General features: G+C 41.1%; 27 protein-coding genes and 1 riboswitch. Of the genes, 24 read left to right on the top strand and 3 right to left on the bottom strand.

Annotation, left to right across the window (positions count from 1 at the left end):
* The first annotated feature begins 46 nt into the window (after positions 1–46).
* From CIB29_RS00800 to CIB29_RS00885, 20 genes are all read left to right on the top strand, one after another.
* Positions 47–1,639, top strand: coding sequence for a spore germination protein (locus tag CIB29_RS00800; RefSeq protein WP_094545813.1), 1,593 nt, complete (start codon positions 47–49; stop codon positions 1,637–1,639).
* The gene (locus CIB29_RS00805) at positions 1,636–2,820 is read left to right on the top strand and encodes a Ger(x)C family spore germination protein (RefSeq protein ID WP_094545815.1); all 1,185 of its coding nucleotides are present in this window, start codon (positions 1,636–1,638) and stop codon (positions 2,818–2,820) included. The genes CIB29_RS00800 and CIB29_RS00805 overlap by 4 nt, the downstream gene beginning before the upstream one ends.
* A 4-nt stretch (positions 2,821–2,824) precedes the next feature.
* On the top strand, positions 2,825–3,037 hold the full coding sequence (locus tag CIB29_RS00810) for a hypothetical protein (protein ID WP_094545817.1): 213 nt from the start codon (positions 2,825–2,827) through the stop codon (positions 3,035–3,037).
* Positions 3,004–4,122 (top strand): GerAB/ArcD/ProY family transporter, encoded by a 1,119-nt coding sequence (locus CIB29_RS00815; RefSeq protein ID WP_198543685.1) that lies wholly within the window; start codon positions 3,004–3,006, stop codon positions 4,120–4,122. The genes CIB29_RS00810 and CIB29_RS00815 overlap by 34 nt, the downstream gene beginning before the upstream one ends.
* 3 nt (positions 4,123–4,125) lie before the next feature.
* On the top strand, positions 4,126–4,299 hold the full coding sequence (locus CIB29_RS18790) for a hypothetical protein (protein ID WP_198543686.1): 174 nt from the start codon (positions 4,126–4,128) through the stop codon (positions 4,297–4,299).
* A gap of 494 nt (positions 4,300–4,793) precedes the next feature.
* Complete coding sequence (locus tag CIB29_RS00820) at positions 4,794–5,318, top strand: FmdE family protein (RefSeq protein ID WP_094545821.1); 525 nt, start codon at positions 4,794–4,796, stop codon at positions 5,316–5,318.
* 21 nt (positions 5,319–5,339) lie between these two features.
* Positions 5,340–6,917, top strand: a complete 1,578-nt coding sequence (locus tag CIB29_RS00825) for an ABC transporter substrate-binding protein (protein WP_094545823.1) — start codon at positions 5,340–5,342, stop codon at positions 6,915–6,917.
* A gap of 4 nt (positions 6,918–6,921) precedes the next feature.
* Positions 6,922–7,899, top strand: coding sequence for an ABC transporter permease (locus CIB29_RS00830; RefSeq protein WP_094545825.1), 978 nt, complete (start codon positions 6,922–6,924; stop codon positions 7,897–7,899).
* Positions 7,900–8,796, top strand: coding sequence for an ABC transporter permease (locus tag CIB29_RS00835; RefSeq protein WP_094545827.1), 897 nt, complete (start codon positions 7,900–7,902; stop codon positions 8,794–8,796).
* Positions 8,797–8,807: 11 nt separating this feature from the next.
* Positions 8,808–10,508, top strand: a complete 1,701-nt coding sequence (locus tag CIB29_RS00840) for an ABC transporter ATP-binding protein (protein WP_094545829.1) — start codon at positions 8,808–8,810, stop codon at positions 10,506–10,508.
* A 203-nt stretch (positions 10,509–10,711) separates the two neighbouring features.
* A complete protein-coding gene (locus CIB29_RS18335) occupies positions 10,712–10,870 on the top strand; it encodes a hypothetical protein (protein ID WP_242965024.1) in 159 nt (52 codons plus the stop codon).
* Positions 10,812–11,054, top strand: a complete 243-nt coding sequence (locus tag CIB29_RS18470) for a DUF5320 domain-containing protein (RefSeq protein WP_157910169.1) — start codon at positions 10,812–10,814, stop codon at positions 11,052–11,054. The genes CIB29_RS18335 and CIB29_RS18470 overlap by 59 nt, the downstream gene beginning before the upstream one ends.
* Before the next feature lie 199 nt (positions 11,055–11,253).
* On the top strand, positions 11,254–11,727 hold the full coding sequence (locus CIB29_RS00850; protein WP_094545831.1) for a DUF134 domain-containing protein: 474 nt from the start codon (positions 11,254–11,256) through the stop codon (positions 11,725–11,727).
* 367 nt (positions 11,728–12,094) lie between these two features.
* Positions 12,095–12,925, top strand: a complete 831-nt coding sequence (locus tag CIB29_RS00855; RefSeq protein ID WP_157910170.1) for an MBL fold metallo-hydrolase — start codon at positions 12,095–12,097, stop codon at positions 12,923–12,925.
* Between the two features lie 173 nt (positions 12,926–13,098).
* On the top strand, positions 13,099–13,488 hold the full coding sequence (locus tag CIB29_RS00860; protein ID WP_094545835.1) for an iron-sulfur cluster assembly scaffold protein: 390 nt from the start codon (positions 13,099–13,101) through the stop codon (positions 13,486–13,488).
* A 32-nt stretch (positions 13,489–13,520) separates the two neighbouring features.
* Entirely contained in the window at positions 13,521–14,054 is a 534-nt protein-coding gene (locus CIB29_RS00865) for a P-loop NTPase (protein WP_094545837.1), read from the top strand.
* Positions 14,055–14,471 carry an acyl-CoA thioesterase gene (locus CIB29_RS00870; protein ID WP_094545839.1) on the top strand — a complete coding sequence of 139 codons (417 nt, stop codon included), beginning with the start codon at positions 14,055–14,057 and terminating at the stop codon, positions 14,469–14,471. It begins immediately after the preceding gene.
* Positions 14,472–14,491: 20 nt separating this feature from the next.
* Positions 14,492–14,605, top strand: a complete 114-nt coding sequence (locus tag CIB29_RS00875) for a hypothetical protein (protein ID WP_094545841.1) — start codon at positions 14,492–14,494, stop codon at positions 14,603–14,605.
* Positions 14,606–14,821: 216 nt separating this feature from the next.
* A riboswitch (cobalamin riboswitch) is annotated at positions 14,822–15,016 on the top strand.
* 162 nt (positions 15,017–15,178) lie between these two features.
* On the top strand, positions 15,179–15,769 hold the full coding sequence (locus tag CIB29_RS00880; RefSeq protein ID WP_094545843.1) for a TroA family protein: 591 nt from the start codon (positions 15,179–15,181) through the stop codon (positions 15,767–15,769).
* A 33-nt stretch (positions 15,770–15,802) separates the two neighbouring features.
* Entirely contained in the window at positions 15,803–16,642 is an 840-nt protein-coding gene (locus tag CIB29_RS00885) for an ABC transporter ATP-binding protein (RefSeq protein WP_094545845.1), read from the top strand.
* Positions 16,643–16,890: 248 nt separating this feature from the next.
* Here CIB29_RS00885 and CIB29_RS00890 read toward each other — a convergent pair whose 3' ends face one another.
* Positions 16,891–17,256, bottom strand: coding sequence for a hypothetical protein (locus CIB29_RS00890; RefSeq protein ID WP_242965013.1), 366 nt, complete (start codon positions 17,254–17,256; stop codon positions 16,891–16,893).
* An 11-nt stretch (positions 17,257–17,267) separates the two neighbouring features.
* Positions 17,268–18,047 (bottom strand): hypothetical protein, encoded by a 780-nt coding sequence (locus CIB29_RS00895; RefSeq protein ID WP_094545847.1) that lies wholly within the window; start codon positions 18,045–18,047, stop codon positions 17,268–17,270.
* A gap of 243 nt (positions 18,048–18,290) precedes the next feature.
* Between CIB29_RS00895 and CIB29_RS00900 the strand changes: the two genes are divergently transcribed.
* The 4 genes from CIB29_RS00900 (at position 18,291) to CIB29_RS00915 (ending at position 21,594) form a co-directional block, all read left to right on the top strand.
* Positions 18,291–18,986 carry a response regulator transcription factor gene (locus CIB29_RS00900; RefSeq protein WP_094545849.1) on the top strand — a complete coding sequence of 232 codons (696 nt, stop codon included), beginning with the start codon at positions 18,291–18,293 and terminating at the stop codon, positions 18,984–18,986.
* Positions 18,983–20,380 carry a sensor histidine kinase gene (locus tag CIB29_RS00905; protein WP_094545851.1) on the top strand — a complete coding sequence of 466 codons (1,398 nt, stop codon included), beginning with the start codon at positions 18,983–18,985 and terminating at the stop codon, positions 20,378–20,380. The genes CIB29_RS00900 and CIB29_RS00905 overlap by 4 nt, the downstream gene beginning before the upstream one ends.
* Before the next feature lie 134 nt (positions 20,381–20,514).
* Complete coding sequence (locus CIB29_RS00910; protein WP_094545853.1) at positions 20,515–21,000, top strand: DUF2680 domain-containing protein; 486 nt, start codon at positions 20,515–20,517, stop codon at positions 20,998–21,000.
* 255 nt (positions 21,001–21,255) lie between these two features.
* Complete coding sequence (locus CIB29_RS00915; RefSeq protein ID WP_198543687.1) at positions 21,256–21,594, top strand: DUF6036 family nucleotidyltransferase; 339 nt, start codon at positions 21,256–21,258, stop codon at positions 21,592–21,594.
* Between the two features lie 216 nt (positions 21,595–21,810).
* Here the strand turns inward: CIB29_RS00915 and mgrA are convergent, their stop codons facing one another.
* A complete protein-coding gene (gene mgrA, locus CIB29_RS00920; RefSeq protein ID WP_094545857.1) occupies positions 21,811–22,800 on the bottom strand; it encodes an L-glyceraldehyde 3-phosphate reductase in 990 nt (329 codons plus the stop codon).
* Between the last annotated feature and the right edge of the window lie 66 nt (positions 22,801–22,866).

The raw sequence follows: 22,866 nt of genomic DNA on the forward strand, positions 1-22,866 counted from the left end.
GTAATTATCTTTGTATGCGGTAAAAAGGTATTGGTTACACTATAACATGGGTGATAAAGATATGTTTGGGAAAACAAGAAAACGAAACAGGATGGTAAAACAAAACGCTGACAGCAGCATTACCATGATTGATACAAATGAACCCATACCGCAGACAATTAAAGCAGTAAGAGCACGACTCAATGAAGTGTTTTCCGAATGCAGCGATTTTTTACTTCGGGAAATTGCATGCGGAGAAGACAGCTCCATCAAAATGCTGGTGGCATATATCAACGGTTTTGTAGACAAGAGGGTGTTAAACCAGGATGTGGTCCGCCCAATCCTTGACTATTTTTCAAATGCAAAATTACAGGATAAAAGAAGCCGTACATATGAGATGCTCAAAGAATGTGTTGTCAACAACAACGACATTAAAAAAGCGGAAAATATGCAGCAGGCAGTGGACAATATTTTGTCAGGAGAAGCCTTGCTTTTTATTGATGGAGAAAACAGGGCATTGGTTATCGGAGTTAAAGCCCCACAGGGCAGGCAGGTAGCAGAGCCAGATACAGAGGTGTCTTTGCGTGGACCGAGGGAGGGCTTTGTCGAGAATCTGCTTATAAACACCACACTCTTACGAAAAAGAATTAAAAACCCTAACCTAAAGCTGGAAATGATACAACTGGGGGAGCAGACCAAAACCGATATTTGCATTTGCTATATCAAGGGGATTGCCAATGAGGAGATTGTCAAGGAAGTGCGGGAAAGACTCAAAAAAATCAAAACCGATGCTATCCTCGACTCTGGGTATATCGAGCAGTTTATTTCCGACAGTCGGCTATCCCTTTTCCCTACGGTGGGAAACAGCGAAAAATGTGACAAACTGGCAGGAAAGCTGTTGGAAGGACGGGTGGCAATATTCTGTGATGGGACACCGTATGTCCTTACAGCCCCTTATCTTTTTATAGAGTCTCTGCAAACTTCAGATGATTACTATGACCATGCTTTTTTTGCAACCTTTATGCGGCTGATACGTCTGCTTGCATTGCTGGTATCGAATTTGTTGCCAGGAATGTATGTAGCGTTGGTTGGCTTCCACCATACAGTAATTCCCTTCAAGCTGATGATTACAATAGCGGCTTCACGGCAGGGGATACCTTTTTCGCCCTTCACTGAAGCAATATTAATGATAGTGGCATTTGAACTCCTCCGTGAAGCGGGTGTCCGTATGCCAAGGCCGATAGGCCAAGCATTGAGCGTTGTCGGTGCCATTGTACTGGGAGAGGCGTCGGTTGCAGCAGGTATTGCCAGCAACCTTATGGTGATTATAATCGCCATTACAGCCATATGCAGTTTTGTCATTCCACCACTGATCAGGGCAACCATGTTACTACGCTTTGTGTTCCTGGCTGCGGCAAATTTTTTAGGTTTCCTTGGAATATCCTTTGTGTTTGTCGCTGTTTACATACACCTTTGCAGGCTGCGTTCCTTTGGGGTTCCTTATATGGCACCTTTTTCACCGCTTACGGCTTCCGACCTTAAAGATTCCTTGGTTGTGGTGCCCATCTGGGCGATGGTGACAAGGCCGAGGATACTGCGGCAGGAGAAAACCAAAGGTGCTGCAGGGATAAAACGCCAGGGGGTGCGGCTAAAACAGTGAGATGTAGGAAAGTTAAAGATGCTATGAAAATTGCTATATTTATCGTTTTATGCGTGGTACTTCTGCTCCTGACTGGTTGCTGGAACAACAGGGATTTGACGGAAATTAATATGGTTACTGCACTGGGGATAGACAAGTTGGAAGATGGGAAGGTGCTTGTGACTGTTCAGGTAGTAGAACCCGCCGCTATTCAATCAACGGCTTCAGGAAAAGGAAAAGGCGGAGGCGCACAGTCTAAACCTGTATTTGTTGAATCTTACGAAGGTGAAACGGTTTTTGACGCTTTAAGAAGTATGCTGTCTATAGTTGATAATAGATTGTTTTTAAGTACAACTCAAGTTTTAATTATTGGAGAAAGGCTTGCAAAAGAAGGAATTACCGAAGTAATGGACTTTCTGCAGCGGGACCATGAGGTGGAATATGAAATGGATGTCCTCGTGGCAAGAGATGTCACACCAAAAGAAATTCTTGAAATGGAAACCGACATAGATCCCATACCAGCTGTGTACATAAAAAAAACAGTGGAAAACACGGTTTCACGGGCAAAAGTAAAGCGGACAATGCTGATAGACTTAATAAAAGATATGGGAAACAGCGGTAGGCAGCTCGTCATCGGTCAGGTTGCAAAAGCAGGGGAAAAGGAGGTCAGGACGGAAGGTGCTGCAGTTTTCAGGGATGGAAAACTGGCAGGTTGGCTTGACCCATATGCAACACGAGGATATTTGTTCGCCACTGGCGAAGTGAAAAGCACTATTGTCAATATCCCTGCAGATAACGGTAAAATTTCCATGGAAGTAATACGGTCAAAAGGAAAAGTCAATGCAGAATTTGAAAATGGCGAACCAGCCATGTTAACTATCCAGGTGGGCCTTGAGGCAAATCTGGGAGAATACGAAGGGAAAGGGAAACTGGATTCGCCTGATGACTTGCACAAGTTGGAGGAAGTTTTAGTTGAGGAAGTAAAGAAAGAAATCAGAATGGCATTAGACCAGGCACAAAAGGATTATTCAAGCGACATCTTCGGTTTTGGCACACAGGTGCATAAATATCACCCGCATTACTGGAAAAAGGTAAAAGATGACTGGAATGAAATTTTCAGCAAACTGCCAGTGGACATTAAAGTGGATGCCAAAATAAGACGGACAGGGGTTATCAAAAGCCCGATGAAGAAGGGTGGATAAAGCTATGATAGTAATCCTGACAGTGTTTGCAGTTTTAGTCCTTTATGACCTACCCAGACTTATAAGGAGAAAAGAATCAATAAAAGTCATTGCTATTTATGTTTCCCTGATGGCAGCAAGCCTGATTGTCAGCTTGCTCTTAGCAGCAAACAAAAGGCCTGCCAGCCCTGCTCAATGGATAAAATGGATATTGAAAATGATTGGAGTGGTAAAGTAATGGAAAAATCCAGAATATCCAGCATACAATTATTCTTGCTTTTAATAGGTTTTCTTTTCGGGAGCACGGTGATCTTAAACCCTGCATTGAGTGCAAAAAATGATGCATGGCTGGCCATCATCCTTGGAGGGGTGGGGGGGGCTTTGCTGATAGGGGTCTATGTGTCCATTGCATTATTGAACCCTTCAAAAACGCTGGTGGAAATTTTAAGGGGCAGGTTTGGAAAGTTTATCGGGAATGCAGTTGCCATCCTGTACATATGGTACTTTATCCACCTGGCTTCTCTGGTGTTCAGGAACTTTGGGGAGTTTATAGTCACGGTGACATTTCCTGAAACCCCTATGGTAGTGGTTATTGGAATTTTTGCGGTCTTATTGGTTTACGGAGTAAACAGCGGGATAGAGGTTATGGGAAGGTTAAGTGAACTGTTTGTACCTATTATATCAATCATAGCCCTTATTATCAGCCTGTCGCTCATAACCACCCATGATTTCACAGCTTTCCTTCCTATACTGGAAAATGGCATGGCACCTGTATTAAATGCAGCTTTTATTTTTATCACATTTCCATTTGGAGAAACAATCGCATTTCTTATGCTGTTTCCACATTTGAACAAAAAAGGAAATCTGAAAAAGGTTTCAGCTTTATCGGTATTATTCATAGTTGCATTGAGCCTTTTGATTTTTATCAGAGATATAAGTGTATTGGGGAGTGATTTAATGTACAGAGCAACTTTTACGCCCCATTTAACATCACTACTTATTCCAGGTCTAAACGTAGAGCCGCTGGTTGATATCAACCTGCTGATAGGGGGTGGGACAAAGATTTCCGTCTGTATATATGCAGCGGTAAAGGCTTTAAGCCAGGTGTTGGGAATCGGTGACTGTAGGAAATTGTCTACAGCAATAACAACCTTTTGTGTGGTACTTTCAATATGGATATACGAAAATGTGCTTGAAATGCTTAGCTGGGCTGAAAAGGTCTGGCCTTACTATTCTATTCCCTTCCAGATAATAATCCCTTTGATACTCTTGGCTTTATCGCTGAAGAAGGAAAAAAGGCGCAGGATAGTAAGTAAGACCTAAAAGTTGTTCAATTATAAAAGAAGCGCGAAAACCATTAACGAGAGCTTTTTGAAATTTACGAGACAGATTGGTACTGTAGTAGAGGAAATAGCAAGCCAGTTGGAACAGTTGGAAGAAAGCAACAGGACACGTGGTGCAGGTTTCACAGGGAAACATATCTTCTACCGGAACGGGTAGCTTATGCAGCCCAGCAGAACTCAAATTTATATATATTAGCAGTATTAGAGCCAGTAAAAAGAATGTAGAGGAGATTGCAACATTTGGTCGAAAGCGTTGGAAAATTGAAAATGAAGGGTTTGCAGTTATATGAAAGGGGCGTGATTTGCAAGATTTTTTTTTCACAATTTCAAAAATTCATATCAGGAAATTTGGTGTACTCTTGCTAGCAAAAAACAGAAAAAACAAAATGTAATAAATATGAAAATATTTAAATTATAGTTATTCAATTTTAGCTTAGAAGGGCATTATAAGAAAAATTTACTCTTCATAGCTGTTATATTATCGACCTGGTTGACAGGGCAGTGTTTTTGTGCTATTTTATATTTAGGAAATTAAAACCAAGAAGGTTTTAGAAAAATATAGATTTTTATTTAAACAATAACGGAACCACGAAGGGATGCTGTAAGGAACAGCTCTTTTTGTGGTTTTTTAATTTTCTAAGGAGGATCAGAATGGATAAGGAATTATGGAAAAAATCAGTTGAATTTCACGGACATGAGTGTCCCGGACTTGCTATAGGCTTCAAGGCCTGTGAAGCAGCTATGGAAAAGATGGGGATTAAATTTTCATCCGATGAAGAAACTGTTTGCGTCACTGAAAACGATGCATGCGGTGTGGATGCAGTCCAGGTTATCACAGGTTGTACTTTTGGAAAAGGAAACCTGATATACAGGGGTACGGGTAAAATGGCTTTCAGCTTTTTCAACCGGACTAGCGGCGAAAGCCTCCGGATGATTTTGAAGCCCTTTAAGGGCGAAATGGACCGCAAACAGCGACAGGAGTATATATTAAACTCACCGGTCGAGGATATTTTTGATTTTAAGAAGCCGCCCTTTGAAATACCGGAAAAGGCAAGACTGTTTACCACCATTGTGTGTGAAAGCTGCGGAGAGGGCGCTCCCGAACACAAAATTAGAATCAGTGAAGGTAAAAAAGTCTGCCTTGACTGCTTCAAGGACTATTCGAGAGGTTGGTAGGAAAGAGACAGGAGTGGAAAGATGTTTTGGAGAGTTAAAAACATAATTATTGCAATAGTATTGGCAGGTTTAATGCTGACAGGGATTGCAGGATGCAGCAATTCTGAACGGACAGTTAATAAAGATAATGAGTCGAGTAAGCCAGTCGTTATTAGTCTTGAGGGAGGAGACTGGGGGTATCCGACACCGTTTAGTCATTACTCGAGAGGGCCTGGAGTATTTAAAATGACATTAATATTCGACAGCCTGCTTGAAAGAGGAGAAAAAGGATATATACCATGGCTTGCGGAGAAATGGGATATTTCCAAGGATGGACTGGAATATACGTTTACGCTTAAGGGAAATGTTAAATGGCATGACGGGGAGCCGATGACAGCAGAGGATGTAAAATTCTCATTCGAGTATTTTGCAAAGCATCCTCCGGTATCAAACGACCTGACGGTTGACGGAAAAAGCTTTATAAAATCGGTGGAAGCGGTGGATGCAAAAACGGTACGCATCAAGGTGGAAAAACCGCTGGCGATAATACTGGGGAAAATAGGAAATACAAGGATTATTCCTAAGCATATCTGGGAGAAGGTAGACGACCCTCGGAAATTCAATACGCCTGAGGCTGTAATAGGCACAGGGCCGTTTGTGCTTAAGGATTACAGCAAAGAACAGGGTGCATATAAATACGAGGCCTTTAAGGATTTCTGGGGGCCGAAGCCAAAGGTAGACATACTTCAATTTATTCCGGTCAGCGACAGCGTACTTGCCTTTGACAAAGGAGAAATCGACCTTACGGGAATTACACCCGACATTCTTTCAAAGTATGAGGGAAACAGGGAATATAAGGTGATGAAAAACCCGGCCTTCTGGGGTTACCGCCTGATTTTCAACATGGAGAAAAGGGCTGAATTGAAGGATAAGGAAATCCGCCAGGCCTTTGCCTATGCAATAGATAAAAACGAGCTTGTGGAAAAGGTGGCAAGGAAAGCGGCTGTGCCGGGAAGCGCCGGATATCTGCCGGTGGACCATATCTGGTACAACAAGGGTGTTAAAAACTACCAATTCAATATCGACAAAGCAAAGGCTTTATTGAAGGGACGGAAGCTGTCATTTAATCTTCTGACCGGAAATTCAAATGCTGAAATAAGAATAGCGGAGCTTTTAAAAATCAGTCTTGCAAAAGTCGGAATAGAAATCAACGTGAAGAGCGTAGATATGAAAACGCGGGATGCCGCTGTCAAGAAAGGAGATTATGAAATTGTTTTGAATGGCCATGGCGGATGGGGCGGTGATGCCGACCTTTTGAGGACCATGTATGCAAAAGAAAAGACGTCCAACCAGAGCCCTTCGGCGGATGGGATACCGGGATACAGCAATGAGCAGATAAATGGGCTTTGCAGGCTCCAATTGCAGGAGATGGACCAGAGCAAAAGAAAAGATATAATATTCAAGCTTCAGGAGCTTATCGCTGAAGAAATTCCTCAAATCCCATTGTACAATACAACCGGGTACATTGTTTACAGACCTTCTAAATACGATGGGTGGAAGTATATGTTCGACCATCATGAAGTAACCCACAACAAACTGTCCTACCTGGATGTGAAGTAAAGAAATGGGAAAAGGATTACTGAAAAAAGCCTCCGAGTATCTCATAACTTTTTTTATCATAATAACGTTGAACTTTTTTATCCCCAGACTAATGCCCGGGGACCCTTTCACGTTTTTATCATCAGCAGAAGGACAGATTACTGTAACCTATACTGAGGAACAAATAAACAAATACAAGGCTTATTACGGACTTGACAAGCCATTGCTTGTCCAATACGCAAGTTATATCACAAACCTTTTTAAAGGCAATCTAGGTTACAGTATTTACTATAATGACAGCGTGGTTAGAATTATTGGCAAAAGAATACCATGGACAGTATCCATTGTTATTGCATCTATTATATTAAGCTGCCTGGTGGGCACAATACTTGGAAGCTGGTCGGCGTGGCATCGGAACGGAATACCTGACAAGGTTATTTATGCTGTAATGATTCCTATATCAGAAATACCTTCTTTTTTAATAGGAATTTTGTTTCTTTTCATACTTGCCGCAAAGCTGGGAATATTCCCTCTTTCAGGCGGTATGAGTACATTTGCAAAGTATAACAACTCTGCTGAAAAGGCAATGGATATTATCCATCATGCTGTTTTACCTGTACTGACATTATCAATGACCCGGTTGGGAGAATTCTATCTGCTGTCACGCAACAGCATGGTTTCGGTGCTGTCTAAGGATTATATAAGAACGGCAAAAGCAAAGGGACTGAACAAGGTGCGCATTATATTCCGGCATGCGCTTAAAAATGCAATGCTGCCCATTGTAACAAGGGTATTTTTATCTCTTGGGGCTGTTTTTGGAGGGGCTATTCTGGTAGAAAATGTATTCAGCTATCCGGGACTAGGGAGGTTGATGAGGGAAGCAGTCATGGTAAGGGATTATGTATTAATCCAGGGAATATTTATTTTTATGGCAATTATGGTTCTGACCATGAATCTATTGGCAGATATCTTATACGTAAAATTAGACCCTAGGGTGAGTTGAATGGAGCATATAAAATATAAAAGGGGACATTCCTCAGATATACAGAGGGGGACTTCCTGTAAAGGTGTGTCCAATAACATTATTAAAAAATTTTCTATCACTGGCAAAATAGGTATAACAATTGTTTTTCTTTTTTTATTGATAGGAATATTTTCAAATTGTATATCCTTACATCCATATAACGCACCTTCAGGAAGCTCTCTAGAGTCTCCAAGCTTAGTACACTGGCTGGGTACCGATGATTTGGGAATTGATTTGTGGGCTCAAATCTGCTTTGGTGCAAGAGTCAGCATTATGGTGGGGTTTGGAACAGCTTTGCTGGCAGGGCTCGGAGGGAGTCTTATAGGCATATTTTCAGGATATTTTGGCGGTTTGACGGATAAAGTTATTATGAGGCTTACCGATATGATGATTGTGCTCCCTGATTTGCCCGTGCTGATTGTACTGGGAGCATTTTTCGGGCCAAGTGTCAGAAATATTATAATTGTCCTGGCCCTGTTTTCCTGGACGATTCCGGCAAGAATCGTCCGGTCAAAGGTCATTTCTGTAAAAGAAGAAAAGTATGTAACGGCGGCAAAAAGCTACGGAGCTAACTTTTGGCATCTGACAATAAGGCATTTTCTGCCAAACATACTTCCCATTGTCATGGTAAATGTAATCCGGCTTGTAAGCAGAGCTATTGTGGCAGAAGCAGGGCTGGCTTTTTTGGGACTTGGAGACCCTACCTCAAAAAGCTGGGGACTGGTTTTAAACCATGCCATCAATTTCAGAGGGATATACTTTACCGACTACTGGAAATGGTGGGTGGTCAGTCCTATTGCTGCAATTACGTTTTTGGTTACTGCCACGGCATTTATCGGCAGGGATGTTGAAAAAATAGTCAATTCAAAGATATGACGAGGTGGATGATGGAAAATACAATACTTAGGGTGGAGAATCTTTCAGTGTGCTACAATACGGATAAGAACGGAACTCCGGTTGTAAACGATATTAGCTTCAATCTGGAAAGGGGCGGCAGTCTCGGAGTCATCGGCGAATCGGGCAGTGGAAAAACTTCTCTTGCCATGGCTATGATGGGGCTTTTAAAGAAACCGGCCACAGTAACAGGGCAAATCCACTATGGGGATACCGATTTGAACAGGCTTTCGGAAAAGGAACGGAACTGTTACCGCTGGGGGAAGATTGCCATTGTATTTCAAAACAGTCTGGATGTGTTAAACCCCGTCTTGACGGTATATGAGCAAATATCGGAGTGCATACATCAGCATACCGGGCTTAAATCTCAGGAAGCATATAAAAGAGTTGTCCGGCTGCTTGAAATGGTGGGGCTTGAGCCTTCATGGAGCAGCTATTATCCTCATCAGCTTTCCGGAGGCATGCGGCAGAGGGTATTGATTGCAATGGCGTTGTCCTGCCAACCGGAGGTTTTAATTGTGGATGAACCTACTACCGCGTTGGATGTGGTTGCAAAAGATGAGATTATTAAACTCTTGTTAAGGCTTTACAAGGAAAGAAAATTTGCTTTGATGGTTGTGTCTCATGAAATGCAGGTTATAGCAAGGCTTACTTCCAGAATAATAGTGATGTATTCCGGCCATATTGTCGAAGAAGGTTTTACAAAGGACGTTTTGAAGAACCCTATGCACCCTTATACAAGGGGATTGATTCATGCATCCCCGACGATAAATCCCTACCGCGACCTGTGGGGCATACCGGGGGAAAAGGGTAATAGCAGCACAGGACAATGTCCGTTTTATAACCGCTGCAATCAAAAGGTGGAGCAATGCAGGACAAAAGTGCCGCAGCTTGAGTATGTCTCGGTTGAAAGGAGGGTTGCCTGCAACCGGAAAGGCATCGTTACTCTCCTTCGTGGAGAAGGCCTACATAAAAGCTTTGAATTTAAAGGTAAGACAGTCAAGGCATGCGAAAGCTGCGACATTGAAATCCGTTCAGGGGAAGTAGTGGTGTTGATCGGAGAATCGGGCTCTGGTAAAACCACTCTTGCCGGTATCCTGTCGGGAATATTGCCGGCAGATAAAGGTGAAGTATTGTTTGAAGGAGAGAAGGTTCAAGGAAATAGTGCTACATGTCGTAAAAACGGAATACAAATTGTTTTTCAGGACCCGTTCTCGGCTACCAATGAGCATTTGACCATCAGACAGGTGATCAGTGAACCTCTGGATATATTAAAGCTTGGTACAAAGGTGGAACGAGCGGAAAAAGTAAAACAGGCATTGAAAGATGTTCAACTTCCCTTTGATGATGAGTTTATTGCAAGAAAATGCTATAGCTTAAGCGGAGGACAGAGGCAGAGGGTGGCTCTTGCAAGGAGTCTTGTCATGGAGCCGAAGCTTCTGATTGCCGATGAAATCAGTTCGATGCTGGACCCTTCTACGCAGGCCAATGTATTGAGGCTTTTAAAGGGCTTGCAGAATACAAAAGGCTTTGCCATGCTGTATATCACCCATGATCTTGCGTTGGCTCAAAAGATAGCCGACAGGGTGTATGTAATGTATAAAGGGAAAATTATCGAATATGGGCATGCGGCTGATATCTTTGAATCGCCAAAAGAAAGTTATACCAGCAAACTGGTACAGATGATAACTTGATTGAAAGAAGGTGCTTGAATGAAGACTGTTTTGATTACCGGAGCGTCAAAAGGAAAATGTATTTAAGTCTATTGATGACGCAGTTCCCATCTATACTGCTGCTGATAGAGTAAGAAAGAAGTTTGTGGGTGATGATGTCCATTTAAGAGGTTTGATTGAATATACAATTGTTTGAAAAGATAGGCCTGGTATCAAGATTGTTGATGGAAAACTCACCAGCACGATACGAGTTGATAATATATGATAAAACAATGCACCATCATTTAATTTGCTTAAAATCAACTTTTTTACGCCGGTTATGCAATGCCCGGTTTTGCCAACTATGGTGGCGTTGGATTCGGGAGAGGAATGGGCGGAGGTAGAGGATTTAGAAGAATGTTCTATCTTTCAGGAATTCCAGGATGGGCAAGAAACGGTTATACTATGCCTATACCGAATGGACAAGTTTATGATGAAAAAGCGGCCTTGAAAAACCAGGAAGAGTTCCTTGAAAAGCAGCTTAAACAGGTAAAAGACCGTTTAAAGAGTTTTGACGAAGGAGAATAGCATACCCCATTCTTTTCGGATGGCAGGTTCTAAAATATAGAGAACCTGCTTTCTATTTTGCTAATTGTTATTATTGATTGAGAAAGGATATTATATAGATATACCCGAAATATGGCAAATATGCTTACCCTCTTTTTTAAAACGAGTAAAAATGATAGAATAGTAATACAAACAAGTATATTGAAAGGGGAATAACAAATTGGCTAGACCACCTAAATGGAGAAGAGTTGAATTTATTCCGAATATACAACACTTTGTGCCTTTAGACATACAGACAAATAATGTAGAAGAAAACATATTGCGAATTGAGGAAGTTGAAGCTATACGTCTTAAGGATGTAGAAAAACTGGAGCAGGAAGAATGCGCCGAAAAAATGGAAGTTTCAAGACAAACCTTCCAGAGGATTCTTAATAATGCAAGGGAAAAAATTGCCGACAGCATCATAAACGGTAAAGCTATACGTATAGAAGGTGGAAATTTTACCCGCCACATTTGTCCGGTCCGGTGCCTTGATTGTGGGAAAGAGTGGAAAGAAAGCTATGAAAACTTTGAAAAAATTATTAATGGCCAATATATATGCCCGGACTGCCAATCTAAGAAGATAGTATGTCTTAATACTAATGGCCAGAAGTTTTGCAAGCGCAATTGCTGGAGAAGGGGAAGAATGGATTGATAGCAAGTTACCATTTGAACAAATGGAATTATATGAAAAAAAGAGTCGCGCCGGGGGCTCTTTTTTTTATGTTTGTGTGTATATTTTCTGTTTGTCATTTATAGGTAAAATAAAAGCTGTTGATGTATGATTTTATTATATATATGCTCGAAATGAAAATAAAGAAATTATATGTGTTGACGCATTTTTAGGTATTTGAAAAAACAATTATTTTAATTAATATGTTCTATTACATAAAAATATTATGCATTGTTCTACTGCTGTAATTATTGACAGACTGGTGAAAGAGTGCTATTATTTTGATATATTAAATGGGCAAAAGCCCATAATTATTATTTGGTTTATGAAACATTGGAGTGATACAAAAATGTTAAAAGTACATATTCTTACTGATGACAGAGTCAGAAAACGTGAGCTGCTTGCAGAACACGGGCTGTCTCTCTGGATAGAAAAAGACGACAAAGCAATATTGTTTGATACAGGCCAATCTTCAGTTTTTTCCCATAATGCAAAAGCCATGGGCATCGGTCTCGAAGCCGCTGACTATATTGTGATAAGTCACGGCCACTATGACCATTGTGGCGGATTGCAGTATTTTCCCTATAAGGATAAGGCTCCGGCAATTTATGCTCATCCCGATGCTTTTTTAAAAAAGTTTGCTTCCACTGATAAGGACGAACCGTCCATGGAAGTAGGAATACCGTTTGAAATATCCGGGCAGGATTGGATGAAAGACCGGATTGTTTATACCAGAAAGCCTTTGAAGATTGATGAAGGCATCATGGTATCCGGAGAAATTCCTTGTTCCAGCACTTTTGAAGAAGTGCCGAAAGACTTTTACGTTGAGAAGGACGGCAGGATGATGCATGATATGATGCTGGATGAACAGATGCTTATTATTGAGGATGATGATGAAATAGCTATTTTTCTTGGGTGCAGCCACCCGGGAGTTATCAATAGCCTCAAGTATGCGCAGAAGCTTTTTCCTGAGAAAAGTATAAAACTTCTGGTGGCCGGAATGCATCTTGAGAATGTAAGTCCCATACGGCTACAGATGACCATCCAACATATACTGGATATGAATATCCAAAAGGTTGTTCCTTTGCATTGTACCGGGTTTGGGGCGATGTGTGAGATGAAACGCTTCCTGGGTGACCGCTGTCTTATCCTGTGTGCGGGAGACACAATTGAATTCTGATTTTTACATAGAAGGAATAAGATAAGGGGACACACGTTCTAGAGAACAGAAATAAGAACTCAGAAATCATATTTATGAAAGGCTTTGAAGCAGTTCTTAGTTCTGTTCTCCGGAGTCTGTTATCTGTTCTCTGCAGTTTCGTAATGTCCCCTTTTGAAAAGGAAGTGGGTTGTATGTATGATGAGATGTATACCGATACGGTGATTGAGCATTTCATGTGCCCCAGAAATGTAGGAAGCATGAATGATGCAGATGGAGAAGGGACCATCGGTGATCCCGGTTGTGGAGATTCACTGACTATATACATTAAAGTAAGGAATGGAATTATTGAAGATATCAGTTTCCTTGTTTTCGGTTGTGCTGCTGCAATAGCGACAAGCAGTATGACAACCGAACTGGCTAAAGGCAAGACAATAGAGGAAGCGATGAAAATAACTGAAGATGATATTGTAGAGGCGTTAGGCGGTCTGCCTGAGAACAAGAAGCACTGTTCAAATCTTGGTGTAAAAGCTTTAAGAAGCGCTATTGAAAATTACTATAGCAGAAAAGTTAACAACAAATAATTTATCATTTATTAAATGAAGGAGTGGAGAAAATGAAGCAAGCTTCAGAAAAGAACAGGAATAATGGATGTCCGGGAGAAGAAAAGTGTAATCCTGAGGATTTCAGATGCAAAACGCATGAACTCAATGATATTAAGAGAACAGTGGCTGTTTTGAGCGGCAAGGGTGGAGTGGGCAAATCCCTTGTAACTTCCTTGCTGGGCGTTGTGATGAGGAGAAAAGGCTATAACATTGGCATACTGGATGCAGATATTACCGGCCCTTCTATACCAAAGGTATTCGGCGCTGATGATTACAGGGCTGATACCGGTGAATTCGGCATATATCCTGCCAGGACGCATAATGATATCAAGATCATGTCTATCAATCTTCTGCTGGAAAAGAACGATTTTGGAGAAAGCAAGGCAGAAAAGGTCGCACAAGAAATGGACATTCCGTTTCTGGGCAGACTGCCTGTTGACCCCGACCTGGCAGCTCTTTGTGATAAAGGGGAAATTGAAAAATTCGATAAGGACTATGTGAATGGCTGCATAGAAATGCTTGAAAAAAGGTTGGGCGGTGATTGATTGTTTATTTCAGAGACAAAATTTACAGTAAGATATGCTGAAACGGATCAAATGGGAATCGTGCATCACTCTAATTATCCCGTTTGGTTTGAAGCTGCAAGAACCGGTTTTTTCAAGAAACTCGGATTTCCATATTCAAAAATTGAAGGTGAGGGTATTTTACTCCCTTTAACAGACATAAAGTGCTGCTTTAAAAACCCTGCCAGGTATGAGGATGAAATTGAAATCAGGGTCAAGGTTATAAAACTTACCTGTGTAAGGATTATGTTTTTTTATGAGGTTTACAACGACCTTGATAAAAACCTGATAGCCACCGGGGAAACAGCTCATGCATGGACGGATAAAAGCTTGAAACCTCTAAATCTTGAGAAAAGACTGCCGGGATTGTATGAAGTATTAAAGAGGGTAGTATTCTGAGCAAAGGTCAATGCTTTGGCATGATTAAATTTGGTTCAGGAACAGAGATCATTATGCCTGATAGTGCAGAAATAAATGTAAAACCCGGAGATAGGGGCAAAGTGGGTGAATCAGTTATTGGAATAGTAAAATAATATGAATATTTCAAAAGTAATTAATAGGTATTAGCAAGAAAGAAAGGAGTTTGATGAGAGTTTCATAAATCAACATGGTATAATTTGCATGTCAAAAATTCATTGACGCCCTATTTTTCACAAAAGTCGTTGATGAACTTAAAAATTATTTATAAAAAAACAAATATTTTACATGACAAAAGATAGTTTATAGGATATAGTGAGTATGAAAACTAAATATAAAAAAACAGGTGCTAATTATGGTTCTGATGAACAGAATCATGAATTGGTGAAAAGGGAAGTCGGGTGAAAGTCCCGCGCGGTCCCGCCGCTGTAAAAGAGGAGCCCTCCTAGATAACCACTGGGAAACCGGGAAGGTTGAGAGGATGATGATACTTGAGCCAGAAGACCTGCCTGTTTTAGTACACCGTTAACTCTACGAGCGATAGGGGGTGTTTTTGCAGTGCTGTACAAATATAACTGCGTTTATTATGGGACCTCTTAACGATTTGCGTTGAGAGGTTTTTTAGATTTGTACAGGTTTAATAGTGATTCTATGAAATTTGCAAGATTAAATTGAAGGAGATGTTTGATATGCTAAAAATAAATAAATTTATAGCTTTATTAATTGCAGTATTTATGATTATAGCAGTTTTTGCAGGATGCGGCGCTAAAGACGGCAATACAGCAAAGGATAACTCCGTGGCAGCAGTACAGGAGACACCGGCGCAAGCGCAGCAAGAAGCACAGGCAAAGGCGCAGGAAGACAAAAAGGACGCTGAAGTTTATCCTTTAAAAGTCAAGGACTTTAATGGATTTGAAATAACAATTGAAAAGAAACCCGAAAGTATTGTGTCTTTGACTCTCGGGACAGATGAAATGCTTTTATCCCTTGTAGACAAAAGCAGGATCAAGGCACTGTCGGGGAAAATTGCAGAGGATGAAGGAATTTCAAACGTTGCTGATAAAGCAAAGGAATTTCCGAAAGCAGAACAAAATGTCGAGACGGTAATATCCTTAAAGCCCGACATTGTTTTTGCGGCAAGCTGGATGAAAAAAGAAGCGATTCAGCAGATGAGAGACGCAAAAATACCCGTTTACTGCTACGGGACAGCTACAAATGTGGAACGCAAGCAGCGAGTACCTGGAAAAGCTGAAGCAGCTGTACCTGGATATAGAGGGTAATATTGAAGAAAGCATTTAAGGGGGGACAGACGATTGCTGGTTTTTAAGAATCTAACAAAAAAGTATGGAAACATTACTGCCGTGGACAACCTTAACCTTGAAATAGAAAAGGGGGAATTTTTTGGGCTTTTAGGCCCGAACGGGGCAGGTAAAACCACAACAATAAGAATGCTCAGTACTCTTACAGCCCCAACTTCAGGGTCGATCTCCATTGACGGCAGGAGTATGGACAGGAACCTGTCTGAAGTGAAAGTTAAAATTGGCGTTGTACCCCAGCATACCAACCTGGAGGGGGAAATGACGGCATGGCAAAACCTTGAACTCCACGGGTGCCTGTACAGGATGCCTAAAGATGCAAGGAGGAAAAGGATTGATGAACTTTTAGAATTTACAGAACTGTCCGGGCGGGCAAATGACCTGGTAAAAAACTTTTCCGGAGGCATGAAAAGAAAACTGATGATTGCAAGAGCGCTCATGCATAAGCCGGATATACTCCTTATGGATGAGCCGACTGTAGGCCTTGATGCTGCTGCAAGGAGAAAAATGTGGGACCTGATGAAAAGCTTGAACAAAAACGGGCTGACCGTACTGCTGACTACACATTACATCGAAGAGGCTGAAATTTTGTGCAATAGAGTGGGACTCATGAATGAAGGCAGGCTTATAGAACTTGACACACCGAAAAAGCTGGTGGAAAAGGTGGGCAGGTTTGTGGCGGAATGTTTTGAAAACGGTGAGACCAGCAGCAGTTTTTTTGATACACGGCAGGAGGCGGTCAGCTATGCTTCACAAATCCAGGGCAGCGTCAATATCCGTCCATCCAACCTTGAGGATGTATTTATAAAATTGACAAACAGAAGGGTAGGTGCCTGATAATTGACTTTTAATTTAATAGCCAATATTTTAATTTCAGTATATAAATCTTCATCTATTGTTGTATTAATATTTTTTCTTGCCATTTTAAGCACCTCCTAAATAGTATAAATTAATTTTACCACATAGTTGACCATGTATCAATGACATGTTAAAATAAATACATAGATAAAAAGAAGGTAATCGAAAAGCAGCTGGAAATTAAAGAAACAGAGAATTTTAACAGTAAAATATCCATTAATTTGAATTCAATATACTTGCCCCTTGAAAACCGCAAAGGCCTCAGAATCCCGAGGGACTTTAGGAAACATTCTTGGATCAAAATCAGGTTTGATGTAGACGACGTTGCCGTAATTGCTGTCCGAGCATTTACACTCCTTTGGGGGTTCCAAGCCTTTTGTCGCAAACCAGCAACGATATTTAACGCCTTTAGGTTCAACAAAGCCCCAGTTGACCATAGGGATTCCTCCATGACAAATGGGATGGCCATGGTCATCAAAGCAGAGGATATCCGGGTGGGGATAGTTGAATTTGGCTTTAGTCCTGGAATCCAGAGAGATAAAAGGTGTAATACCGTAATGCTTTAAAAGCTCATAGATAGGATAGTTGTCCATGGCGCCATCCGCTACAAAGCTTTTAAAATTAAGATATGGATATAGTTTATGGATATCCTGGAGGGCGAAGACGGTGGTAATACTATCATGGCGGCTTGCCTGAACCATCTTGATGTAAATGGGAAGGTCATAGGGGCTGTCTGAAGCGGTGACATTGAAAAGAGTATTGCCAAAGAACCACTGTTCGCGGTAACTATCCCATCCCCATTTTGCATCCGGGTCGGAGAACCTTCTGGGGCATTGGCAATTAAAGATTCCCTTTGAGCGGCAGTCGCAGACCTTAACACCATAGTGACTGGCGCCAGAATAAAAGGGTGAGCCGTCGAATTTGGCTTAAGCTTTTCGCCAGCCTTCAGTTTTAACCTTGGCTTGCTGGTAAACTTTTTGACTTTCTTTTTCCGATTCAGGTGAAGCTTACGGTCTGCTCTCCAAAATCGGATTAGGAAATCATAGTAGGAGGCAGCAGCCGGAGCTTTGACGACAAAACCGCAAATATCAAAAAGCAAAGGATCAGAGGCTACCTTTAAAGCCCAATTTGTGATAGAATAAACCTGTTGGTCAAGCATTAATACGAGTGAGCGTATTATACCTTGCTGATTTTTGGCGGGTCGGCCAGAATCAGGGTATAAAGGCTTGACTACGGGAAGCAGGTTATCCAGGTTGAGTAGATAGAGCTTTGAAATGCTTTTATCCAGTGCAACCAGCCTGCTTCTTTGCGTTTCATAATACAGGAGCATTTTCAGGCGAAGCTTTTCCTGGTAATTGCAATGTGGTGTCCAATCTCGTAACATAAAAAACCTCCAAAACAGAAGATATGGTAATAAATACCATCCACTTCCATTTTGGGGCGAACGTGTGTTTGACAAGATAGATAAGAGCCATTTATGGGTATATATGGGAATATAACTGGAAATTTAGAAAAAATTTTTCATTAAAAAGTAGGGGTGAAGCAGAAATGCTGAACCTTGAAAATCTATAAAATTAAAGCTCTCTGAGTTTTCGAGAGCGTACGACGAATAAAAAGAGGTGTGTTTATGGATAAAGAAAGAGTTTTGATAGTTGACGATGAAGAGCGTATAAGGGATATGATAAAGGAATATGTCAGTCTTGAGGGATATATTATTGATGAAGCTTCAGATGGAGTTGATGCGTTAAACCTGTTTAAACAAAATAAATACTCTCTTGTTGTGCTTGATGTTATGATGCCGAAAATGGACGGCTGGAGTGTGTGCAGGGAAATCCGGAAAACCTCTCATGTGCCTGTAATCATGCTGACAGCAAGGGGAGAAGAATACGATAAATTGTTCGGGTTTGAGCTGGGGGTGGACGACTATATTGTAAAGCCTTTCAGCCCGAAGGAGCTGCTTGCCCGTATAAAAGCGATTATAAGAAGAAGCACTTTACCGTTTCAAGACGCTCAAAAGGAGAATAAAGCTGTCTTTGAAGGTCTTGTCATTGAATTTGATTCACGTAATGTATATGTCGATGGGAATATCGTCAGCCTAACACCAAAAGAGTATGAACTGCTGAATTTCTTTGTCAGGAATCCCAATAGGGTATTTTCGAGAGAGCAGCTTCTCACAGAGGTCTGGGGCTATGATTTTACCGGAGATGATAGAACTGTGGATACCCATGTAAAAATGCTCCGCGAAAGCCTGGGCCATTACAGGAAATTTATTGTGACTGTTTGGGGAACAGGATATAAGTTTGAAGCTGGAGGCAGAAAATGAGAAGTATAGGTTTAAAGCTCTGGACTGGAATGATGGTGCTTGTTATGATTGTACTGGCACTTTTATGGCTTTTCCAGATTGTATTTCTTGAAAGCTTTTATACCGGCATGAGAGTATCGGATATAAAAAATGAAGGTGCTTCCATAGCAAAATTACTTGATGAGGGAAGTAAAGCCGAGTTTGAAAATAAGGCGGATGCTTTTGCATTTAATAACAACTTGAGCATCGAGCTTGTAGACTTGGGTGGGAATATTGTATATACGACAGGATCGACAGGCTTCGGCGGACAAATGCCCATGATGAGAAACAGAGAAAGGGTTGAGGCTTTTAAGGAAGTTCTTTCCGGAAAGGAAGTAACCGTCCCCTTATCTCATCCTCGCTTTGGGAACAAGTTCATGCTGATCGGCCTCCCGGTAAAAAAATCCGGAGAATTAACGGGCGTGCTTTTTATAAACATGCCGTTGGCTCCAGTTGAGGATACTGTCTCAATATTAAAAAAACAGCTTATATTTATAACATTGATTTTGCTTGTTGCAGCAGTGATGATTTCATACATGATTTCCAGAACATTTACAAAGCCGATACTTGAGATTAAGAAGGTATCTGAGAAGATGGCTTCCGGCGATTTTTCAGACAGGATAAAATCCGGGAGCAAGGATGAAATCGGCAAACTTGCAGAAACAATCAATTATATGGGACAGGAGCTTTCTAAAATCGAGCAGCTTCGCAAAGACTTGATTGCCAACGTATCTCATGAGCTTCGGACACCGTTAAGCCTGATCCGCGGCTATGCCGAGACCATAAGGGATGTCAGCGGAAACGTTCCCGAAAAACGTGAAAGACAGCTTGATATTATTATTGAAGAATCAGAACGGCTAAGTAAGATTGTGGATGATATTCTCAACCTTTCACAGATGCAGGCAGGATACCTGAATTTAAACCCAGGACGGTTTATGATCAACAAAACAATAGAGGATGTAGTTAAAAGATATGATATTTTAAGTGAGAAGACAGGTATTAAGATTATATTCGAAAATACCGGGGACATAATGGTAACAGCTGATGAGCAGAGAATAGAACAGGTATTGTATAATCTTATCAATAACGCTTTCAACCACACACCCGAAGGAGGAAGCATAACGGTTAAAGTAATTGACGGTCAACACACTGTTAAAGTCGAGGTGTCGGATACCGGAACGGGCATCTCGGATGAGGACATCAAGCATGTGTGGGACAGGTATTATAAAGCAGACAAAACAAGTGGAAGGAAGATGGTGGGTACAGGACTTGGACTTGCTATCGTAAAAAGCATACTTGAGGCCCATAAGGCTTTATATGGTGTTGAAAGCAAAAAAGGAGCCGGAACTACATTTTGGTTTGAGCTCCAGAAATAGATCAGTGTTTACATTGTTTTAATCAATATTTCACCATTCTTTTAATGTTCTATCATACTTCTATCACAATTGCTCCTTATAATGAAAACATAATCTAAATCAAACAAAACAAAATTATAAGGAGTGTGGATTTTATGAAAAACTTAAAGAAAATGATTGCAGCAGTAACAGTAGTAGGTATGCTTGGAGCAGCCGGTGCTGCTTATGCAGCAACAGTAAAGACACCTGCAGAAATTGCATCCGAATTGACAGGGAAAACCGTTGAGGACCTCTACAAGGAGCGTGCTTCAGGAAAGACATACGGTACCATTGCAAAAGATGCCGGAAAACTTGAAGAATTCAAGGCACAAATGCTGGAACAAAAGAAAGCTATCCTTGACCAGCGTGTAAAGGATGGAAAGCTTACTCAGGAACAGGCCGACGAAATATACAATTCTATCAAAGACAACCAGGCTGCATGTGATGGAACCGGAAGTGCCGGAATTGGTAAAAAATATGGAGCAGGTTTCGGCCAGGGTAATGGTATGGGCAGAGGACAAGTAATAAGCAGAGGTGCAGGAATGTACAATGGCGGTGGATTTGGTGGCGGAATGAGAGCCGGTAGAGGCTTGAACAGGTAGCCCCCTCTACAAGATACCCATTATCAGAAGGGTTAATATAAAGACTCTCCTGGTAATGGGTATTTATGAGTATCAGGGGATAATCATATAAGAATTGTTCCTGAAGTAAAGATTGAAAATTATAGAAAGACCTGTTTATGCATCATGCGGCACAGAAGTAAAGCAATGCCTGGATCCGATTCTGGCTAAAGTATAACACGAGTTTTGGAGTGTGGTTCAAATTACGAATTGAAGAGGCGAAAACAATCATTTGATGTGGATTCTCGTTTATGCTATAATTACGTTGTATGGGGCGTATATTTTTTGGGCGGTTCTGCGTGCATTTTAGGAAAATACACTGATAGGGCGATCAGGCTGGAACAGTTTCAGTATTTACAAATATACGTTCTATCCAGGGAAGATATCATTGTTAGCAAGATTATTCGAATGGAGCCTAAGGATATTGAAGACATGGATCTGCTTATAAAGCATAGTGACTTAAATCTTATTTCGCAAATTATTGATGAAACATTACAACGTAATGACCTTTATGAATCTAAACGTGAAACTTTTTTAGGCAAACTGCCGTTTTTTAGGGAGAGATACAATGTTTAGAATTTTTTGCGAAAGTTACGATAATTACATTTCTCAGTACAATAATGTAATGTTACAGGATGAATACCGTTATAGAATTGCAAAACCTCTTATCTAACGGACGGTATGACGGATGGACCGATTGGAGGCCCGGACTGCTAGCAGGACAGCAGTTAAACCGTCCTGCTTGTATTTTATTATGCCGATACACAGTTTTCAATTTCAGTCTTGGTTATGCTATTTTAATATTTCTTCAATCAAAGACAATTCTTCACTGCTGAACTCAAGATTATTTACTGCTCTTACACAATCTTCTATCTGTTCTGGTTTACTCGCTCCTATTAGAGCTGAAGTAACTGTTTTGTTTCTTAGAACCCATGCCAGAGCCATTTGTGCCAGTGATTGTCCGCGTTTGCAGGCTAAATCATTTAACCGGAGAATCTTGGTGAGTTTGTCTTCGGTGATGTCTTGAGGGGTGAGAAACTGGCTTTGACTCGCAGCTCTTGAGTCCGTGGGAATACCATTTAAATATCGATTTGTGAGCAGACCTTTTGCAAGAGGTGAAAAAGCAATACATCCGATTCCCTCTTCCTCCAGCAAGTCAAGGAGGCCCTCTTCAACCCAGCGGTCAAACATTGAGTACCTTGCCTGGTGAATTAAACATGGAGTTCCCAATTTTTTTAATATGTTTATAGCTTGCCTTGCTTCATCCGGTTTATAATTAGATATTCCGACATAAAGTGCCTTACCCTGGCGTACAATGAGGTCAAGTGCCGACATAGTTTCTTCAAGTGGAGTTTCCGGGTCAAATCTGTGGGAATAGAAAATATCTACATATTCCAATCCCATACGTTTTAAACTTTGGTCCAAACTGGCGATGAGGTACTTTTTCGAACCCCACTCGCCATAAGGGCCGGGCCACATGTGATAACCGGCTTTAGTGGAGATTACCATTTCATCCCTATATCCCGAAAAATCAAGTTTAAGTATTCTACCGAAATTTTCTTCTGCAGACCCTGGTGGAGGACCGTAGTTATTTGCAAGGTCAAAATGTGTTATGCCTAAATCAAAAGCTTTTCTTATCATTTCTCTACTATTTTCAAAAACTGTTATTCCACCAAAATTGTGCCAGAGCCCCAGGGAAATTGCCGGCAATTTTAATCCGCTTTTGCCGCAGCGGTTATATTTCATGGTGCTGTATCTGCTGGCATTCGGTTGATAAGTCATTATAAGAAATCCTCCTTTGGTAATGTATAAGAATGTTTACTACCTATATCATACTAATTTCAAAGC

The sequence above is a fragment of the Petroclostridium xylanilyticum genome (assembly GCF_002252565.1).
GTDB lineage: Bacteria > Bacillota > Clostridia > SK-Y3 > SK-Y3 > Petroclostridium > Petroclostridium xylanilyticum.

What these genes read in the sequence shown, in the direction of transcription:
- CIB29_RS00800 (WP_094545813.1), top strand. Translation starts at nt 47, where the DNA reads ATGGGTGATAAAGATATGTTTGGGAAAACAAGAAAACGAAACAGGATG.
- CIB29_RS00905 (WP_094545851.1), top strand. Translation starts at nt 18,983, where the DNA reads ATGAGAAGTATAGGTTTAAAGCTCTGGACTGGAATGATGGTGCTTGTT.
- CIB29_RS00815 (WP_198543685.1), top strand. Translation starts at nt 3,004, where the DNA reads ATGGATATTGAAAATGATTGGAGTGGTAAAGTAATGGAAAAATCCAGA.
- CIB29_RS18470 (WP_157910169.1), top strand. Translation starts at nt 10,812, where the DNA reads ATGCCCGGTTTTGCCAACTATGGTGGCGTTGGATTCGGGAGAGGAATG.
- CIB29_RS00875 (WP_094545841.1), top strand. Translation starts at nt 14,492, where the DNA reads ATGATTAAATTTGGTTCAGGAACAGAGATCATTATGCCTGATAGTGCA.
- CIB29_RS00910 (WP_094545853.1), top strand. Translation starts at nt 20,515, where the DNA reads ATGAAAAACTTAAAGAAAATGATTGCAGCAGTAACAGTAGTAGGTATG.
- CIB29_RS00810 (WP_094545817.1), top strand. Translation starts at nt 2,825, where the DNA reads ATGATAGTAATCCTGACAGTGTTTGCAGTTTTAGTCCTTTATGACCTA.
- CIB29_RS00865 (WP_094545837.1), top strand. Translation starts at nt 13,521, where the DNA reads ATGAAGCAAGCTTCAGAAAAGAACAGGAATAATGGATGTCCGGGAGAA.
- CIB29_RS00825 (WP_094545823.1), top strand. Translation starts at nt 5,340, where the DNA reads ATGTTTTGGAGAGTTAAAAACATAATTATTGCAATAGTATTGGCAGGT.
- CIB29_RS00860 (WP_094545835.1), top strand. Translation starts at nt 13,099, where the DNA reads ATGTATGATGAGATGTATACCGATACGGTGATTGAGCATTTCATGTGC.
- CIB29_RS00890 (WP_242965013.1), bottom strand. Translation starts at nt 17,256, where the DNA reads ATGGACAACTATCCTATCTATGAGCTTTTAAAGCATTACGGTATTACA.
- CIB29_RS00900 (WP_094545849.1), top strand. Translation starts at nt 18,291, where the DNA reads ATGGATAAAGAAAGAGTTTTGATAGTTGACGATGAAGAGCGTATAAGG.
- CIB29_RS00895 (WP_094545847.1), bottom strand. Translation starts at nt 18,047, where the DNA reads ATGTTACGAGATTGGACACCACATTGCAATTACCAGGAAAAGCTTCGC.
- mgrA (WP_094545857.1), bottom strand. Translation starts at nt 22,800, where the DNA reads ATGACTTATCAACCGAATGCCAGCAGATACAGCACCATGAAATATAAC.
- CIB29_RS00820 (WP_094545821.1), top strand. Translation starts at nt 4,794, where the DNA reads ATGGATAAGGAATTATGGAAAAAATCAGTTGAATTTCACGGACATGAG.
- CIB29_RS00835 (WP_094545827.1), top strand. Translation starts at nt 7,900, where the DNA reads ATGGAGCATATAAAATATAAAAGGGGACATTCCTCAGATATACAGAGG.
- CIB29_RS00840 (WP_094545829.1), top strand. Translation starts at nt 8,808, where the DNA reads ATGGAAAATACAATACTTAGGGTGGAGAATCTTTCAGTGTGCTACAAT.
- CIB29_RS00830 (WP_094545825.1), top strand. Translation starts at nt 6,922, where the DNA reads ATGGGAAAAGGATTACTGAAAAAAGCCTCCGAGTATCTCATAACTTTT.
- CIB29_RS18335 (WP_242965024.1), top strand. Translation starts at nt 10,712, where the DNA reads ATGGAAAACTCACCAGCACGATACGAGTTGATAATATATGATAAAACA.
- CIB29_RS00880 (WP_094545843.1), top strand. Translation starts at nt 15,179, where the DNA reads ATGCTAAAAATAAATAAATTTATAGCTTTATTAATTGCAGTATTTATG.
- CIB29_RS00855 (WP_157910170.1), top strand. Translation starts at nt 12,095, where the DNA reads ATGTTAAAAGTACATATTCTTACTGATGACAGAGTCAGAAAACGTGAG.